The sequence below is a fragment of the Geoalkalibacter subterraneus genome (assembly GCF_000827125.1).
GTDB classification, from domain to species: domain Bacteria; phylum Desulfobacterota; class Desulfuromonadia; order Desulfuromonadales; family Geoalkalibacteraceae; genus Geoalkalibacter_A; species Geoalkalibacter_A subterraneus.
In genome coordinates this window covers 2,870,137-2,887,558 of the sequence record NZ_CP010311.1, presented here as the reverse complement: position 1 = coordinate 2,887,558, position 17,422 = coordinate 2,870,137, and the positions used below count along the sequence as shown (strand labels likewise).

The 17,422-nt window shown below is 57.4% G+C and carries 11 protein-coding genes; all 11 read right to left on the bottom strand.

What is annotated here, in order from left to right; genetic code table 11:
• Positions 1–215: 215 nt before the first annotated feature.
• Positions 216–4,637 carry a glutamate synthase large subunit gene (gene gltB / locus GSUB_RS13465; RefSeq protein ID WP_040201257.1) on the bottom strand — a complete coding sequence of 1,474 codons (4,422 nt, stop codon included), beginning with the start codon at positions 4,635–4,637 and terminating at the stop codon, positions 216–218.
• A 176-nt stretch (positions 4,638–4,813) separates the two neighbouring features.
• Positions 4,814–5,965, bottom strand: a complete 1,152-nt coding sequence (locus GSUB_RS13460) for an ABC transporter substrate-binding protein (protein WP_200890144.1) — start codon at positions 5,963–5,965, stop codon at positions 4,814–4,816.
• Positions 5,966–6,126: 161 nt separating this feature from the next.
• Positions 6,127–6,690 (bottom strand): methyl-accepting chemotaxis protein, encoded by a 564-nt coding sequence (locus GSUB_RS13455; protein WP_040201255.1) that lies wholly within the window; start codon positions 6,688–6,690, stop codon positions 6,127–6,129.
• A gap of 90 nt (positions 6,691–6,780) precedes the next feature.
• The gene (locus GSUB_RS13450) at positions 6,781–7,989 is read right to left on the bottom strand and encodes a cytochrome c3 family protein (RefSeq protein WP_158414091.1); all 1,209 of its coding nucleotides are present in this window, start codon (positions 7,987–7,989) and stop codon (positions 6,781–6,783) included.
• Positions 7,990–8,160: 171 nt separating this feature from the next.
• The gene (locus GSUB_RS13445; protein ID WP_040201252.1) at positions 8,161–9,240 is read right to left on the bottom strand and encodes a cytochrome c3 family protein; all 1,080 of its coding nucleotides are present in this window, start codon (positions 9,238–9,240) and stop codon (positions 8,161–8,163) included.
• Between the two features lie 97 nt (positions 9,241–9,337).
• Positions 9,338–10,453, bottom strand: coding sequence for a cytochrome c3 family protein (locus GSUB_RS13440; protein WP_040201250.1), 1,116 nt, complete (start codon positions 10,451–10,453; stop codon positions 9,338–9,340).
• Between the two features lie 517 nt (positions 10,454–10,970).
• The gene (locus tag GSUB_RS13435) at positions 10,971–12,137 is read right to left on the bottom strand and encodes a cytochrome c3 family protein (protein WP_040201249.1); all 1,167 of its coding nucleotides are present in this window, start codon (positions 12,135–12,137) and stop codon (positions 10,971–10,973) included.
• A gap of 407 nt (positions 12,138–12,544) precedes the next feature.
• Positions 12,545–13,939 carry a YncE family protein gene (locus GSUB_RS13430; RefSeq protein ID WP_144402023.1) on the bottom strand — a complete coding sequence of 465 codons (1,395 nt, stop codon included), beginning with the start codon at positions 13,937–13,939 and terminating at the stop codon, positions 12,545–12,547.
• 9 nt (positions 13,940–13,948) lie between these two features.
• A complete protein-coding gene (locus GSUB_RS13425) occupies positions 13,949–15,337 on the bottom strand; it encodes a cytochrome c3 family protein (protein ID WP_040201247.1) in 1,389 nt (462 codons plus the stop codon).
• Between the two features lie 34 nt (positions 15,338–15,371).
• A complete protein-coding gene (locus GSUB_RS13420; protein ID WP_158414090.1) occupies positions 15,372–16,295 on the bottom strand; it encodes a cytochrome c3 family protein in 924 nt (307 codons plus the stop codon).
• A 223-nt stretch (positions 16,296–16,518) separates the two neighbouring features.
• Positions 16,519–17,406 (bottom strand): NHL repeat-containing protein, encoded by an 888-nt coding sequence (locus tag GSUB_RS13415; RefSeq protein WP_144402022.1) that lies wholly within the window; start codon positions 17,404–17,406, stop codon positions 16,519–16,521.
• Positions 17,407–17,422: the final 16 nt, after the last annotated feature.

Below are 17,422 nucleotides of genomic sequence, written 5' to 3'. Positions count from 1 at the left end.
TTCCTGTTTATATTGGGGTTAGCCACAAAGACGCCAAGTGCGCGAAGAAGACCTTTTTAACGGAGAGACGCGAAGATGAGGAGAGAAAACAAACTGTTGAATTGATTCACTTATCTCCAAGCAGGGGCTGAAATAATTTTCTTTTCTCTCCACCCTCTGCGTCTCTCCGTTGAAGGGTTTTTCTTCGCGTCTTGGCGCCTTAGTGGCGCTCATTCTTAATCCCCTTCTTTCGGGTTCAGCGGCGCTTTCATATCCTTGGGCGTCACCATCCAGAAATAGGCCAGTTCCTCGCGGAAATTGTCGAGGATGCGCTTGGCCTTGGGGCTGCGGGTCCGGTTGTGATAGCTGAGCAGGATTTTTTTCAGATAGATCTTGCCTTCGCTGTCGTCGTCCACATCGATGCGGCGCGCCTCGACCAGTTCACGGTTGAGCTTGTCGATGAATTTTTTGGCCCGGTCGTAGACGAATGCGGCGCCGCCGGTCATGCCTGCGCCGAAGTTGATGCCCGTGTCGCCGAGGATCACCACCGTGCCGCCTGTCATGTATTCGCAGGCGTGGTCGCCGGTCCCCTCAACCACTGCCAGTGCGCCGGAATTGCGGACCGCGAAACGCTCACCGGCGGTGCCGACCACAAACAGCTTGCCGCCGGTCGCGCCGTAAAGGCAGGTATTGCCGACTGCTGACGACCCTTCGCGGTAGATGGCGGGATTGATGACAATCCTGCCGCCGTTCATTCCTTTGCCGACGTAGTCGTTGGCGACCCCCTTGAGTTCGATATTGACGCCTTCGATCAGAAAGGCGCCCAGCGACTGCCCGGCGGCACCGTGCAGACGAAAGGTCACGGCCTCCCGCGGCAGGCCGGTATTGCCGTAATACTGGGCGATTTCGCCACTGGTGAGGGTGCCGAACGCGCGGTTCGTGTTGCGGATGCGCCGCTCGATCACCACCTCGATACGTGGGTCGCGAATGACCGGCAGGACTTCCTGCAGAACCTCTTTTTCAAACGCGTTGTCGTCGAAGGGATCATTGCGCCTGGTGCGCAGGCTGCCTCCTTCAACATGCTGCAGCAGATTGGAGAAATCAAGGCTGGCAGCCAGGGGCGCATCGACGACACGCAGCAGATCGTTGCGCCCGATCAATTCGTCCAGGGAGCGGAAGCCGAGAGAGGCCATGATCTCACGCACGTCTTGCGCAACGTTGCGCAGGTAGGCTACGACCTTGTCGACGGTGCCGACAAAATGCTCGCGTAGAATATCGTCCTGAGTGGCGACACCGACAGAGCAGCGATTGAGGTGACAGACTCTGAGCATTTTGCAGCCGAGCATCACCAGAAGGGCGGTGCCGAAGCCGAAGGTCTCGGCACCGAGCAATGCGGCCTTGACGATGTCCGTACCGGTTTTGAGGCCGCCGTCGGCCTGCAGGACCACCCGTTCGCGCAGATCGTTGGCCTTGAGGCTGTTGTGGGCCTCGATCAGTCCCAGTTCCCAGGGGTTGCCCGCATGCTTGATGGAGGTCAGCGGTGCCGCACCGGTACCGCCTTCACTGCCCGAAACGATGATGCGGTCGGCATAGGCTTTGGCGACCCCAGCGGCGATGGTGCCGACGCCGTCGCTTGAAACCAGCTTGACACAGATCTCCGCCCCGGGATTGATCTGCTTGAGATCGAAGATCAACTGGGCCAGGTCTTCGATGGAATAGATATCGTGATGAGGCGGCGGTGAAATGAGCGTGACGCCGGGCATGGTATAGCGCAGGGTGGCAATGAGGGGCGTGACCTTGTTGCCGGGAAGCTGCCCCCCTTCACCGGGCTTGGCGCCCTGGGCGATCTTGATCTGAATCTGTTCGGCGCTGCGCAGGTATGCCGGTGTAACACCAAAGCGCCCCGAGGCGACCTGCTTGATACGGCTGTTGCGCACTGTAGGGTAACGGGCCGGATCTTCGCCGCCTTCGCCGCTGTTGGAGTGGCCACCCAGAATGTTCATGGCCTCTGCCAGGACTTCATGGCATTCCGGCGAGATGGATCCCAGCGACATGGCCGCCGAATCAAAACGCCTGGTGATCTCTTCCACCGACTCCACTTCCTCCAGGGGAACGGCAGAGCGGGAGTTGTCCCAAGTCAGAAAGTCACGCACGAAACGCAGGCCGCGACCTTCGACCCAGCGACGGAAATCAAGATAGTTCTCCCGCTTGAGATCCGCGGCGAAGCGATGCATCAGGACTATGGACTGGGCATTGAAGTCGTGGTGTTCGCCCAGGGGGTTGTTCTGAAACCGACTGCCGAGCTCAATGGGGTAGACCGGCTCCATATGACTGCGTTTGAAAATGCTCTGGTGGTGATGATCCAGGCGTTTCTCGATCTGTTCATAGCCGAGTCCGGGCAGATGCAGTGCCGTGCCGGGGAAGCACTGCGCAACAACAGTGCGGTCGAGGCCGATGATGTCGAAAAGGGCCGCGTTGCGGTAGCTCGAGACGGTACTGATCCCCATTTTCGACATCACCTTGAGAATCCCCTTGGTCATGGCTTCATAGATGTTTTTCAGCGCCCGCCGAGTCTCGCGCTGAGACAGCTCGCGCCGTCTGCACAGCGCATAGCCGGTGCCGTAGAGCAGCCAGGGGTAGATGGCTGTTGCGCCGTACCCCATCAGGACGCAGGCGCTGTGGGGGTCAAGAACTTCACCGCTGACGACGACGAAGTTGACCCGGTGGCGCAGCTTTTCGCTCAGCAGAAGCTGGTTGAGGTATCCGACTGCCATGGCCATGGGGATAATTTTGTGGTCGGCATCGAGACCCCGGTCATCGAGAATGACAAGGCGCACATCCTCCTCGCGTATGGTGCGCGTGACCTGGTCACCGAGTTGCCCCAGGCTTTTTTCTAGGTCCTTTCTGAAGGTTGTCGAGAAGAAGGCGTGTCGATAGCAGGGTTCGAAGCGCGGTTTGTTCGGATCGCCAAAGGACAGCAGTGCATCGAAGATATCCCGTGAAAGAATGGGGGAGATGCTTTTCAGGCGGCGGGCCCGTTCCGGCGTCTCCACCAGCGGGTTTCCGAGCCCGCCAAGACCGATCGTGGCCGACATCACCGATCTTTCGCGGTACGGATCGATGGGCGGATTGGTGACCTGGGCAAAGCGTTGGCGGAAAAAATCACTGAAGGGGCGCGCCTCGGAGGAAAAAACCGCCATCGGGGTATCGTCCCCCATGGACCCGGTCGGCTCTTTGCCCGCTTCGAGCATGGGGCGGACCATCCCTTCGAGGGTTTCATGGGTGAGATGGAAACAGCGCTGCTTCAGCGCGAGATCCTCCGGTTGGTAATCGCTGAAATCGTTGAACTGCAGCTCGATAAACTCCTGCAGATAGTAGGTGCGGTCGGTCAACCACTCGCTGTAGGGCTGGGAGTCCATCAGGTAACGATCGATGTCACGGGAGGTGAAGAACTGTCCGGCTTCAAGATCGACGGCCAGCATTTCTCCACTCTGCAGACGCCCCCGTTCGCGCACCTGCTCCGGCGGAATGTCGAGCACTCCGTATTCGCTGGCGACCAGCAGCCTGTTGTCCGTGGTCAGGGTGTAGCGTGCCGGGCGCAGGCCGTTGCGGTCAAGAACGCAGCCGACATGGCGGCCGCCGGTCAGGCTCACCGCCGCAGGACCGTCCCAGGGCTCATAGGCCGAAGAAATGTATTCGTAAAAGGAGCGCAGGCGCGCGGGCATATGGGCCACGTTATGGCGAGGCGGTGGAATCAGGCTGCGGATGGCCTTGAAAAAATCCATCCCGTTGGCCAGCAGAAATTCGAGCATATTGTCGAGGCCGGCACTGTCGCTGCCGTTTTCTTCCAGGATCGGGAAAAGCCGCTGCAGCTCGTCGTCTCGAAAAACCGGACTCTGCGCTTCGTTGAATTTATACAGGGCGTTGAAGCGGTTGGCTTGCAGAGAATTGATTTCGCCATTGTGCGCCAGGGTGCGCAGCGGTTGGGCCAGTCGCCACTGGGGCAGGGTATTGGTGCTGAAGCGCTGATGAAATATCACGAAGGACGACTGGAAATCCTCGCACTGCAGATCGGGGTAGAGGGTGCGAATGTGACTCGGCATCACCAGCCCCTTGTAGCTGATGGTGCTGCTGGAAAAGGAGGCAATATAGAAGCCGGGATCTTCGTCCAGGCGATGCTCGATTTCCTTGCGCGTCAGGTAGAGCAGGGCGTCGAAACGCCGGGTTGCGATCAACTCCGCCGGGATCACGAACGCCTGCTGAATGACCGGCAGGCGCTTGAGGGCATACTCGCCGAGGGCCGAGGTGTCAATAGGAACCTCGCGCACAAACAGTACCCGCAGATCGTTCTTTGTACAGCTTTCCTCGAACTCCGCCAGCTGTTTTTGCGGGTCGGTGAGAAAGAGCATGGCCACGGCAAATTTTTCGGGCAGTCCCTGTCCGTTTTCTTCGGCAATCCTGCGCATGAATCTTTCCGGCATGGCACACAGCAGACCGCAGCCGTCGCCGGTCTTGCGGTCGGCCGCAATGGCGCCACGGTGCATCATGCGGGAGAGTGCCTTGATGGCATCCTGCACCATCGAATGGCTGGGGTTGTTGTCTATGCTGGCAAGCAGGCCGAAACCACAGGAATCCTTGAAACGTTCAGCGAGGTTCATGCACCGATCCTTGGCGAGTATAAAACAAGAAGAAAAGAGAAGATTGTTCAAAGAGACTCGACCGGGTTTGAAACCCGGCTTTTTACTTATAACAGATTCTGAAGGAAAATCATGGGAGGCAGGCGCTTCCAGGAAAGCTGAAGCGCCTGCCGGAAAATGCAGAGGAAGAGGAAGCGTCAGTCGGCCAGAGTGAATTCGGCCTTTTTGACTTCGACAATCACCATGGAGTCGACATCAAGGCCATTATGGTCATCAGGCGACAGATTGTAGATACCACTGACGCCGACGTGATTGCGCGTATTTTCGATGGCTGCGCGAAGGGCTTGCGGTTTGGTACCGGCTTTTTTCATGGCTTCAGCCACGATCATGATGGCATCCCAGGCGTATCCGGAGTGGGTGTTGATCGGAAACTGCCGATCGAAACCCTTCTCCTGGTACAGGCGCAGAAATTCCTCAATTACCTTTTTCTGAGGGTCGCTATCGGGCAGCTCGTTTGCGACCATCAGTTTGGTGGACGGCATGCGGTTGCCTTCTGCGGCAGTACCAGCCAGCTCGATGTATTTGGGGTCAGGCAGACCATGACACTGGAACAGCGGCAGATCAATGCCGAGTTGAACCCGGTTCTTCGCGACGATAGCGCCGGCAGGCCCGATGGTCCAGCACACCAGGGCCTGTGGCTGGGCCCTTTTGAGATTGGTCAGCTGCGCAGTCATGTCGGTGTCTTTGGGGCCGAAAGACTCATGCGCGACAATCTCAATCCCGTATTGAGGGGCCAACTCTTCCATCCAGCGGGCCCCGTCCTTGCCGAAGCTGTCGGAGGCGGACAGCAGGCCGATGCGGGTCAGGCCTTTATCCTGAAGGTGGATGAAAAGCCTTTTGACGGCGATGGAAGAGCGCTGAGGAGATTTGAAGACGGAGGTGAACGGCCCGAATTTGCCGCCCATGATGACCGGATCACCGCCGACAGTCATGAAGGTCGGGATGCCCGCCTTTTCGACGATCGGCTTGACGCTCATGCCGGTACCGGTACGGGTGGGGCCGATAATGGCCGCGACCTGATCTTTGTACAGAAATTTCTTGGCGATGTTGGCCGCTTTGGCTGGGTCGCCTTCAGTGTCGTTGATGATCAGTTCGAGGGAGCGTCCATCGATGCCACCCTCCTGGTTGATCTTTTCGACCACCATTTCAGCGACCAGTTTGGTCGGAGTGCCGATGAAGGCTGCGGGACCGGACAGATCGAAAAAGGCACCGATTTTAATCGGCTCGGCCGCTGACGACGGTAGCGCAAAACAAAATAGAGCGAGAGAAAACAGGACTTTTTTCATCATGGCCTCCTGCAGAAAGATAGAACTTCCCCGAATCCTTGAAGAGTGGACAAATTACAGAGCGACATGGCGCCGCAATACGGTGGAGGAAGTATAGCGGTGGAACTCAATAAGGGAAAGGACCTTTCTGCGCCCGGACGAGGTCAGAGGCAGAGAGGTGACTGTCAGGCGTCTTTATGGGTCTTTAAGCGGGCGAGGGCCGTTCGTGCCTCTGCCGCAAAACTCCTGGCGTCTTCCACCCGGTTATCGTTCAATGCGGTCTCCAGCGAATCGAGGCTCTGTTTGGCCTGATCGACGGTGTGGCGCAAGGACTCGATGGTTTGCGACATGTCGGCGGCAAAATCCTGCAGGGTGTCACCGTTGCGCAGGGTAAAGCGGGTTGTCAGATCACCTGAAGCGACTTTTATCAGCTCCCGCTCTATTCGATAAATGGGGCCGGCGATTTTCTGCGGCAGAAAAAGGGCCAGCAACCCCCCAGCCACCAGGCTGACGGCTGATCCGGCCGCGATAACGGGCAGCAGCAGTTCGCTGACGCGCCTGATTTTGACGTGGGCCTCGAAAAAGGATCCAACCACTTCCGCCCGTGCGTAAAAATAGAGGATGCACGCAGCAATCAAGGCGCTGATGCCGACGACTACAAAAACCCGGCGCAGCATCCATGATTGAAATTCGCGCTTGACTTTGAGGTTGAGTTTTTTACGACCCTTGAATTTTTGATTGGTGCCCATGAACTCTCCTGTAAAACCTGTGCGTGGATAGGCCAGATATCATGCTGAAGTGAGATTATCACATTTTCAAAGAAAACGGCCCCGGTCCGGTCAATAATTACGATGGCAACCTCGGCAGAGATCCGCTTTGCCCGATTTGACCAGGCGATAACGAAAGGCTGATCCGTGGGCTGAGTGGCAGGACATGCAGCTGATGCGTCCATCCGGCATCAGTTCATATTCCTGCGGGATTTCCATATCGGCAGGCGGCAGGACATTGACCGGGTGGGAGTAGGTCTCCCGAATCTCCTGGTGGCAATCTCTGCAAATGGAAATGTTCGTGTCATGGCTGGTTTTCAGAGTTGGGTGACCGTTTGTGCTGCCGGAAGAACTTGCAGTCTCTTCTGCAAGAAGCGAGGGAGACGGTGCCGTTGTCCCAATATCCAGGGTTACAGGTTGCTGTGCGGTATAAGCGAGAAGATAACTGGAACTTTCGCCAATCCGATAGAGATGCCAGCCCGGCTCTGTTTGGGGGGTCTGCGGCAGGTCGGCGTTGCCGGACCCGGAAGCAATAAGGTTGCGCCGGGTATCAAACTCCAGGATCGCGGAGCGCGCGATATTGCCATGAACATCCCGTGAGACGACCTGGTATTGATATGTCTTTCCCGGGTCCAGCCCCACCAGGGTGACTTCATGTTTTCGGGTCAACGTGGGAGCCCTTTTGCTTGAATTCAATTCTTCGCGGCCAAAGTGGACTTCCGAATCGGAAAATTCATCCGTTTTCCAGCTGAGAGTTACAGAAACCGTCATCGCTTTGCGTATATCGGCAACCTCGATTTCAGAAAGCTGTGGGGGGGGTAGATCGTTATTCAACCGTGGAAGAGAAGACAGGGGCGGAAGAGAAATTTTTTCGATGGGCGGGCGGTAACCGGACCCTTTTGTTTTGACCCAGAGAGTCGACCCGGAGAGTTCTTCATCCAATTGAATCCAGTGCTCCTGGGCCTGGTGAAATGGTAGCTCCAGCCATCTGACATTATCTTCACTGCCAGCGTCAGTGTTGTCAACGGCTTCTGCGTTCGCGGAACTTACTGCTGCGCCTTCAATGTGACAGGCGGTGCAGTTGTTCTCAAGAAAAGGCGCATGCACATAACGCTGTCCGCGGCCCTTGTCGACCAGGGCTTGATGGCAGCTGACGCATGACTCCCCTGGATTAGAGGGCGCGGCCGACGCCGCCATGGGCGCGGCCAGTGCAAAAAAGGCGATTGCAAGGATTTGTACGGCGGCTTTCAAAATTTTCGACCCCTTCATCATTGGGCGCATGTCCATTGTTCTCCCAAAGGAAAAAGATCCAACGGGATGAGAGGATGTTAACAATTTAGCAGATCTCAACTCCTGGAACAAGAGGCTTGAATGGCGCGCACGATGAGATATCAAAAAAAAGGCCGGCCTTGCCAGGCCGGCCTTTTTTCACGTATGCAGTGACGTAATCGATTAGATGCCGTCTTTTGTCGTATGGCAGCGGAAGCAGCCAGTGCCGGCTGCGTCGCCGGTGGTGCCGGCGCTCATGCCGTCATAGTCCCAGCGCAACAGGTCCGCGTAGGGGGACCCATGGGCGCGGTGGCAGGAGATGCAGGTGACGATGGCTTCGCTGCTGTAGTCGGCGGAAGCGATGTCCGCAGGCATGGTGCTCAGAGCGGCAGGCGCCTCGACATTGAAGGTGTAGGCGGCATATTCTCCACCGACAGCGCGCAGGTCAATGTCAGTGGGATGACGCAGCCAGGGGCTCGACATCTGGTTGGGGCCTGCAGTGTTGTCGATATCGGCAGCCGTATGGAACTTGCCGTGGCATTGAGCGCACAGGAAGCTGATGGTGCTTTTGTCGCTGGCATTGTTGGCCTGGGTGCGTGCCACGCCCTTGTAAACATTATGATTTGTGGTGGAGGGGACAAGCTCCCAATCCGGGGATTCAAGACCCATGATACCGTCCAGGAACCGGTAGCTGTTGCCGACGGTGGTGCCGTCGATATCTCCGGGTTGGTGGTGAGCACCACTGATCGCGCCGAAGGTGTCGACGGTATCATGGGTGCCGTGGCAGCCGTAGGTCCCCGAGCAAGTCAGCTGCTGGGTCCAGCTTGCCTCGGTGTTGACGGCGCCATCGAGGGTGTTGTCCCAGCCGGGAGGGGTGAGCCCCAGCGCGGTATCTTCAGCCGCACCGAAGTCGATGACGTTGTGCGCATTGGCATCTGCGCTGTTGACAAAGAAAAAGCTGCCGCCCGCCAGGGTGTCGGTGCCGTAATTCTGGCCGTCGACCTGGGGAATCGGTTCGGTCGGGCTGTTGGCGCGGCCGGGAATGGCATGGCAGCCGGAGCAGGTGGCTGCTCGCAGCAGGCTGGCTGCCGGCGCAGCGCCGCTATCGAACTGCATGCTGGCGTTGTCCTGGCTGTTATGCATGGTGTGGCATTCCACGCAGGACGTGCCGCTGATGGCCGCCAAGGCGTTGCCTGCGGCGAGGATCAGAAAGGTGGCCCCCACCACCGTCAGAACCTGTTTGATCGTCTTTTGAGTCTTCATGTCTTACCTCCCAGTGTTCGGTGAATGTGTTCTGTTCTATTCAGGACGGCTTTAGGAAACTGTCGAACTTTTGAACAGTTAATTCTTGAAGTTTAAATCAGGCGCCGTCCTTGGTGGTGTGGCAGCTGTAACATCCGCAAGGATTGGCCTCCGTGTCGGCATTGCCGGTATTGCAGTCATTGGCGTAATCCCAGCGCAGCATGTCCGGGTACGGGGAGCCATGCGGGCGGTGGCAGGAGATGCAGGTCACCACGTCCTCACCCGGTACCACGACATCGGTCACGGTTCCATCGAGAGACGTCTTGGCGACCGGTGCCAGAGGATCGTAGGTTGTGTAGTTGGCGTATTCGCGCTCGTTGGGGATGATGACGTCAGACGGGTGACGGATCCAGGCGCCCATGGTATTGGTCATGCCGCCGCCTTCGGAATACTCATGATGGAAGTTGCCGTGGCAGCCGGCGCAAAAGGAGCCGATGCTGTTATCCTGCGTTGTAAAGGTTGATGTGTAAAGGCGTTCGGTCCCCTTGTAGACATTATGATTTGTAGAGCTGACCGTCTGTTCCCAGTCATCGCTCTCCACGCCGATGACTCCGGCAGCCGAGAGGTCGCCGATCATGGCATTGCCGAGAAACCGGTACCAGCCGTGATCCTGGCCGACGATGTCCCCTGCGGCGTCTTTGTGGTGGGCAGGCAGGTGGCAGCTGACGCAACCGCCGTTTTCGTAGGTCATGGAGTCATGGCAGTAATTACAATGGGTGCCGCTTTGCCCAATGCCGCCCGGGGCGAAGGGGAGGTTCTGGTCGGCGTCGGAGATGCCGCGGACGTTATGGCCGTAGGCGTCGCCTTGAGTTGCAACCCAGTAGAAGTTGCCGCCGGCCAGAGTGCCGCTCGAGCTGCCGTCCGTCGGGTAGACGATGCCGCCGCCCGGGTTGTAGACGATGGGGACCCGTGAGTCACCGAGCATGAGGATCGTCTCGCTGCCGGTGGGATTGGAGTGGCAGCCGACACAGTCTGACTTGAGCAGGCTGGCATTAGGGTCTTCGTTGATTTCACCGTTGAATTCGATGGCGGTGCCGTCCTGACTGTTATGCATGGTGTGGCAGTTGACGCAGTCGCCGGAGACTGCGCTCCATGCGGGACCGGCCAGCAAGATTGCCGCCAATATGGCAGTGACGGCAAGCAAGAGCGAAGTCTTTCTGTTCCGATTTTTCATTTGTGTTATAGCCTCCCTGAACTCCCTTGGCGATAAAGGCGCTGGTAAACTCCACCCTCCCCCGGGTGAATAAACTGTGGCAGGTCTTTTATCGGATCTGGTACTGATTGACCGTTTGGTACGCTTCTAATTTAATTGACAAGGCTGCGCGGTGCAATTAATTTTGTGTTAAAAGCGCCAAATATAGCTGTTTTTGTTGAGAAAAAACAAATCGTCCCGCCGGGGATGGCGGTAAAATGACGCGTTGTTTCTACGCTTAATGAGGTTGCATCAGCTGTGCCGTTCAAGATGACCGAATTTGTTATCAAAAAAATTAATGATTATCGGCTGGGACGTCCGCCTTTTATGGCCATTATAGAGGGCCAATTAGGAGGAGTTCGGGCCGGTAAAAAGGGATGCGTCATTTGACGGCTGGCAGACGGTGATTTGACGGGAAAGGATGCGGCTTGAATCAGTCAAGAACGGCGAGAGAAGAGGCATTCCTCCCGGCTCGATCTCCTGCTCAATTTTTTTCTGATCAGGCCCCGTCCTTGGTGGTGTGGCAGCTGTAACATCCGCAAGGTTCGGTTTCCGTATCGGCATTGCCGGTGTTGCAGTCATTGGCGTAATCCCAGCGCAGCATGTCAGGGTAGGGAGAGCCGTGCGCGCGGTGGCAGGAGATACAGGTCACCACGTCCTCACCCGGGACCACGGCATCGGTCACGCTCCCATCGAGAGACGTCTTTGCGACTGGAGCCAATGGGTCGTAGGTTGTGTAGTCGGCATATTCGCGCTCGTTGGGAATGATGACGTCCGAGGGGTGCCGGATCCAGGCCCCGAGTGAATTGGTCATGCCGCCGCCTGGTGCTGCATATCCTGCGTGGTGAAAGTTTCCATGGCAGCCGGCACAGAAGGAGCCGATGCTGTTGTCCTGCATTGAAAAACTGGTACCATAAAGGCGTTCAGTGCCCTTGTACACATTATGGTTGGTGGAACTGACGGTTTGCTCCCAGTCGCCGCTCTCCACGCCCATAACACCTGGCGCTGTGAGGTCGGCGTACATGGTGCTGCCAAGGAAGCGGTACCAGCCGTGATCCTGACCGACGATGTCCCCTGCGGCGTCTCTGTGGTGGGCGGGCAGGTGGCAGCTGACGCAACCGCCATTGGCATAGGTCATGGAGCCGTGGCAGTTATTACAGCCGTCTCCGCCGTCGAAGCCGCCCGGGGCGAAGGGGAGGTTCTGGTCGGCGTCGGAGATGCCGCGCACATTATGGCCGTAGGCATCGCCCTGGGTCGCCACCCAGTAGAAGTTGCCGCCGGCCAGGGTGCCGCTCGAGCTGCCGTCGCTCGGATAGACCACGCCGCCGCCCGGATTGTAGACGATGGGGACCCGTGAATCACCTAGCGTAAGAATCGTTTCACTGCCGGCGGGGTTGGAGTGGCAGCCGATACAATCTGACTTGAGCAGGCTGGCATTAGCGTCTTCGTTGATCTCACCGTTGAATTCGATGGCAGTGCCGTCCTGGCTGTTATGCATGGTGTGGCAGTTGACACAGTCGCCGGAGACTGCGCTCCATGCGGAACCGGCCAGAAGGATTGCCGCAAGCGTGGCAGCCGCGGCAAGAATGATTGAGGTCTTTCTGTCCCGATTCTTCATTTCGTTGTGCCCTCCGTGGACTCCCTGGCCGATAAAGGCGTTGGCCATCCCTACACTTCTCCAGGTGGACAAATCGATGGTCGCCTTTTTGTTGAATTTAGCACTGATTGATCGATTGATGCGATTCTAATTTCTTCGACAAGGTAGCGCGGTGCAATCAATTTTGTAGTGAAAGTGCTGAATTTTACTGTTTTTTGTAGAGAAAAGCAAATTTTCTCGCCAGGAATGGAGACAGAATAAAGAAGGTATTGTTTCTACCTCTAATTAACATGCATCAGCTGTGCCGCACAAGATGACTGATGTGGTTATCAGAGAAATTAATGATTGGCGGCTGGAGAGTCCTGATTTTACAGGTGTTATAGTGGGCCAATTAAGGGCAAGTTGAGCGGGAAAGACAGAATTCGTTATTTGACCTCTGGCAGGCAGTGTTTTGGCGGAAAGGGCTGTGGCCAGAATCAATCCAGAACAGCGAGGGAAAAAGGCATGCCCCCCAGTTCAATCTCTTGTTCAATTTTTTCTGAGGCCAGATCAATGACGGTGATACGGTTTTTACTGCGGTTGGCGACATAAAGCAGTTGGCGGGTCTCTGATTTTGCGAGAGTGGTCGGGTTGCTCCCGGCGCGGATGGTTCGAAAAGATGTGGCCTGATCGGGGACAAGCACGGAGAGACTCTGCTCGCCGGCATTGCTGACCAGGACCTTGCGGTCCGAGAGGGCCAGCAGGTAGTCCGGCTGAAAGCCGACATTGATGGAGGACTGTTGCCGTCCGCTGGCTTCTTCGTAGATGGAAACGGTCTGGGAAGCCTGTTCTGCGACATAAAGATCGCCGGCAAAGAAAAGGGCGCTGGTTGGATTCATGCCGACCGAAACGATGATACGGGTGCGAAGGGAGTTGGCGTCAAGAATGAAAACCTGCTGGGATCGGGGTGCAACCACGGCAATGCGTGCGGGAGAACCGGATCCGTAGGCGATCCGTTCCGGGCGGTGACCGATCCGAATCTGTTGTGCGACATGGCCGCTGGCAAGATCAATCTTGAGAACCTGGCCTGTCGCGGCGTCGGATACGAATGCGTAGCGTGCGTCTTCGGAAAGAACCAGATGCCGAGGCTCCATCGTGCGGGATAAAGGAATGCGATCGATCAAGTGGAGATTGAGGGCATCGAAGGTAAAAATGCTTCTCTCCCCGGTGCTGAGGACATGCAGGCGCCGCTTGTCGGAAGCCACGGCGATTTCTCCCAGTGGTCCAGGAATGCCGAAAGATGCAACCACCTCGTTGATATCGGAGCGTATGACGTAAATGGTGTTGATCTGGTCACAGGCTGCAAAAAGAAGATCCCCACCCAGAGTTTGCCCCTGTCCCCAGGCCTTGAAAACAGGCGTCATGGCGCCGCCGTTTTCATCTACGGCAAGATACCAGTCGAGAAAAAGGCACTTACTGTCGGTGGCTTCCAGTCTAAGCGGCTCGGACAATGTCAGTTCAACGATTCTGTAATCCTCCGAGGGGGGGATGACAGACCTGCCGACCTTAAGGCGGGATAGACGAAAACGGATCTTTGCGTAATCTGCTGGCGGCAGCGATGCAAGCCCAAGGGCGCGCTGAGGGGCGCGGTGATGTTTGGAATCGACGGTCACTGATTCAATGCCCAGTTGGACCCACTCTCCTTCCGATTGAAGCGCAAAGTCGTCGAGAACGAAGGATGTGTCGACCGTTGAGGGCCCGGAATGAGAGAGGTATGTCGTTGTCAGTGCCTGGTCGGGCGAGGGCGCAGCACTGCGCCCGGGAGAAGACGCAAGACAGCCGGTGAGAGTAAAAATGGCCCAAAGTACAAAAAGTATACGAGGTAGATACATACGCCGGTCCTAGAAAGTCTTGCGTGCTCCCCCGTTGGGGGCGGGGATGGTTTGTCCACTGGGTAGTGTGCCCGGCGTGGACTTGTCGATGGTCATGCCGTGGCCATGGCAGTATCCGCAGCCGATCGGCGGTTGCGTTCCCGTCCCGCCCCCCATCGGATGACAGGTCGCGCATTGCCAGGCCGTATAGGGTGCTTCCTGTGAGTCGTGGTGTACAAAACGCCAACTGTTTACAGCTCCGCCATATTGTGCGTCATCATCCTTGTGGCATTGCCGGCAGAGATATCCCATACTGTTGTCTGCCGCTCTTCCCGTTACCTGGCCCATCAGTGCAGAACCGTTGACACCGCGGCGGATCAGATAGGCATTGGGGGCGCCGTGGGGTTCATGACAGTCGAGGCAGGAAAGAACGAAACCGCGATTCTGCCCCATAGCCGAATCAAAAGGGGCCTGAACCAGAATTTCGTTGGTGTAAGAGTTGCGACCATGCTTGTCGCCGGCTGAATATGTATCCCCGCCGGTGGTGGTCCAGTCGATGCGGGGGATCTGGCGGGATAACGTCGAGCTGTAGACCTGTTCGGCGTGGCAGTCGAGGCAGAAACGATTATAGTCCGGCACCTGCGAGCCGTTGGCAAGAGCGGCGCCGACACCAGCGGGTTCACGGCCGCCTGAGGGTCCGGCATAAAGCGGATGTTCGTATTCACCGTTATAGGCTGCCATGGTTTCGCCCGCATCATCTCCCCACAGGCTTTCGTGGTCGGTGGGGAGAGAAATGGCGGTAAAATCAGGATTTTGAGGGTGTTCGCGATTCTGCCGGGCGCGGTGTGCATTGTGACAGGCGCTGCAGGGCGTGGAGTTGGACTTGAAGAAGTTGAATCTCTGGGAATGATTCCAGATATCGTACAGATTGTGGTAGGAGGCGGACAGGCCGGCAAGAGGCTGATTGAATGCCTCAAGGACGTTGTTGGGGCCGCCGGTCAGCCCTCCGAAGTTGCGGCTGTAATCGTAGTTTTCCATCAGGGAGGCAGAGCGTTGCAGCGATGACGCGCCGCTGTGGCAGTAAAAGCAGAAAACATCTTCCATCTGGTAAGGTGCAAAGCGCCGCGCGGAATCGAATGGCGGTGCGAAAAGTGCGAACGGGGAGGGCCCGCCGTTTTGGGGAACAGGCTCCTGACCTCCCATGCTCGCGTGCTGTTCATGGCAATGGGCGCAGTTGCCGGTTATATAGGGTCCGGGAGAGGAGACCCCGGGGACCAGGCGGTGAACGCCTTCATCCCCGTCGCCGTGGGCTGACTCCCGATAGGGTCCGGCATATCCAGCGGAGGCCAGGAACAGAAGGGCGAGGGCTTGTGCCGCAACCCGCCGTAAAAAATGTCGGTCTATTTTAAAAACGATCATGGACATTCCTCGTTGCAGTTCAGGAACCGGCCGCTCAGTCCTTTGAGGTGTGACACACGATGCAACCGTCTCCGAGGGAGCCTGCATAATTAAAGCGCATCATCTTGTCGTAGGGAGAACCATGGGCCCGATGGCAGCTCAGGCAGGTTACGATGGCTTCCCCGCCTTGCATGCTGACCTGGCTCAAGGGGCGGGAAACATCGAAGCTGGCCACGGGGACCGCGGGTTGATACTGGTTGGTGTCGCCGCCGTAGCCCCGGACTTCGGAGTCGGCGGCCGAGTTGGCCATGTCATAGTCAACCGGATGGCGGATCCATCTGCCGATACTTCCCTGGTCATGAAACTTGCCGTGGCAGCGAATGCAGAGGGAGCTTATGGTAGAATCGTCCCGGGTTCCATCTGCACCCTTGTACTGGTTGTGGCTGCCGGCATCGACACTATATTCCCACAGCGGGTCTTCGTAGCCGGCGATGCCCACCAGCATGCGATACCCCCCGGCAGGTTCAGACCCGGGGGAGGTGATTGCTCCTCCACGCCCCTGATGGTGCCCTCCCTTGACAGCGGCAACCGGATGAGTTTCGCTGTGGGTGCCGTGGCAGCCGTATGTCCCCGCACAGCCTACCTGGCGGCCGTTGGGCCAGCTTCCGCCGGCCGGTATGCTTCCATCGGCGGCTGCCTGGGATCCGTCGAATCCCGGGGGCGAAGGGAGGGAACTGTCCGGGGCGGTCAACCCCTCGACATTGTGGCCGCGTGAATCCATGCCGGTGCTGGCTACCCAGAAGAAATTTCCGCCTGCCAGGGTGTTGGTGCCCGCTTCGGTTCCTGTCATTTGGTAAGAGGGTTCGGTCGCAGAGATGACGAACGGAGTCTCCCCGCCGCTGTTGACGCCCATGTGGCAGCCCGCGCAATCGGTGGTCAGCAGGGCCTGGTACGGCCCCTCCTCTCCCCATTGACTCAAGGCCCTTCCGTCCTGGCTGTGATGCATCGTATGGCAGGAAGAGCAATGTCCGCGAACGGCAGACCAGACCATCCCGGGTGCCGAAACAAGGGAAAGCAGAAAAAGAAGCAGGAGAAAATTGCAGGTCTTGGGACCTCTCGAAAAAGGGAGGTCCCGACTGGATCCTATCAATTCAGGTTTCATTTCGGTGGTCCTGTCCATCGCGGTACCATTCGAAGATCTGTCAACGGGTCAGTATTTCAATCTGACCGCTGCCTTCATCTGCGACGCAAAGACGCCCCGACCAGTCAAACAGCAGATCCGTGCCGTTCCAGACCTGTCCGTGGCGTTTGCCTTTCCCGAGAAAGTCAAACCTTTTCGCACCGTCGCGACCGAATGCGGTGATGACTCCTGTGCGGCGGTCCAGAACGTATATCTGCCCTCCGGCGTCCAACTCCAGTGCCACCGGAAACTCCAATCCCGATAATTGTATCACCTTAACAAGGGTGCCATCCATGGAAAAATGGTAAACCTTGCGGGCACTTGCCTCCAGCGCCCAAAGACCGTCAGGCTTCAGAACAAAATCGTTAAATCCCTGGAAATTGTTTTCTCCGGCAAATTGCCGTGAAATCTTGAGGTTGTCGTCCATCAGGAGGACGGCGCCTCTCTTGCCGTCAAGAATGAAGAGGCGGTCTTTTTCATCAACGGCAACACCGGCAGGAAAAGCCGGGGTTCCATCCGGATAGTTGATGGAATAACCGTTGACTTCCTGTCGGGCGACGTTGATGTGAAGCAGTTCGTTGGTGCCGCGGTTGACGACCCAGAGTGTGCCGTTGCGGCTGCGCGCCATGGCGATGGGCCGATCGAGGCGGCCGCCTGCATTGAAGGCGGCATGAAGGGTTCCGTCCTGATTGAAGGAGACCAGTTGCGAGCGCCCTGCATCGACCACATAGTAGCGACGAGTCTGCTCATCGATTGTGACGGCCATGGGGCGCTCAAGAACAATGCCTGCGTCGCGGGCCGGAAGCTGTTGCGAGAACTTCCAGGGACCTTCTGCGATGGCAGGTCCCGCGAGTGCGAGGCTCAGCAGGCCAGCGGTGATCATAAACAAGAAGTGCTTGAGGTGTTTCATCGATTCTTCTCCCTCA

Coding starts and splice junctions, on each gene's coding strand:
- gltB (WP_040201257.1), bottom strand. CDS start 4,637: ATGAACCTCGCTGAACGTTTCAAGGATTCCTGTGGTTTCGGCCTGCTT.
- GSUB_RS13435 (WP_040201249.1), bottom strand. CDS start 12,137: ATGGCCAACGCCTTTATCGGCCAGGGAGTCCACGGAGGGCACAACGAA.
- GSUB_RS13450 (WP_158414091.1), bottom strand. CDS start 7,989: ATGCGCCCAATGATGAAGGGGTCGAAAATTTTGAAAGCCGCCGTACAA.
- GSUB_RS13430 (WP_144402023.1), bottom strand. CDS start 13,939: ATGTATCTACCTCGTATACTTTTTGTACTTTGGGCCATTTTTACTCTC.
- GSUB_RS13460 (WP_200890144.1), bottom strand. CDS start 5,965: ATGATGAAAAAAGTCCTGTTTTCTCTCGCTCTATTTTGTTTTGCGCTA.
- GSUB_RS13455 (WP_040201255.1), bottom strand. CDS start 6,690: ATGGGCACCAATCAAAAATTCAAGGGTCGTAAAAAACTCAACCTCAAA.
- GSUB_RS13415 (WP_144402022.1), bottom strand. CDS start 17,406: ATGAAACACCTCAAGCACTTCTTGTTTATGATCACCGCTGGCCTGCTG.
- GSUB_RS13440 (WP_040201250.1), bottom strand. CDS start 10,453: ATGAAAAATCGGAACAGAAAGACTTCGCTCTTGCTTGCCGTCACTGCC.
- GSUB_RS13445 (WP_040201252.1), bottom strand. CDS start 9,240: ATGAAGACTCAAAAGACGATCAAACAGGTTCTGACGGTGGTGGGGGCC.
- GSUB_RS13425 (WP_040201247.1), bottom strand. CDS start 15,337: ATGATCGTTTTTAAAATAGACCGACATTTTTTACGGCGGGTTGCGGCA.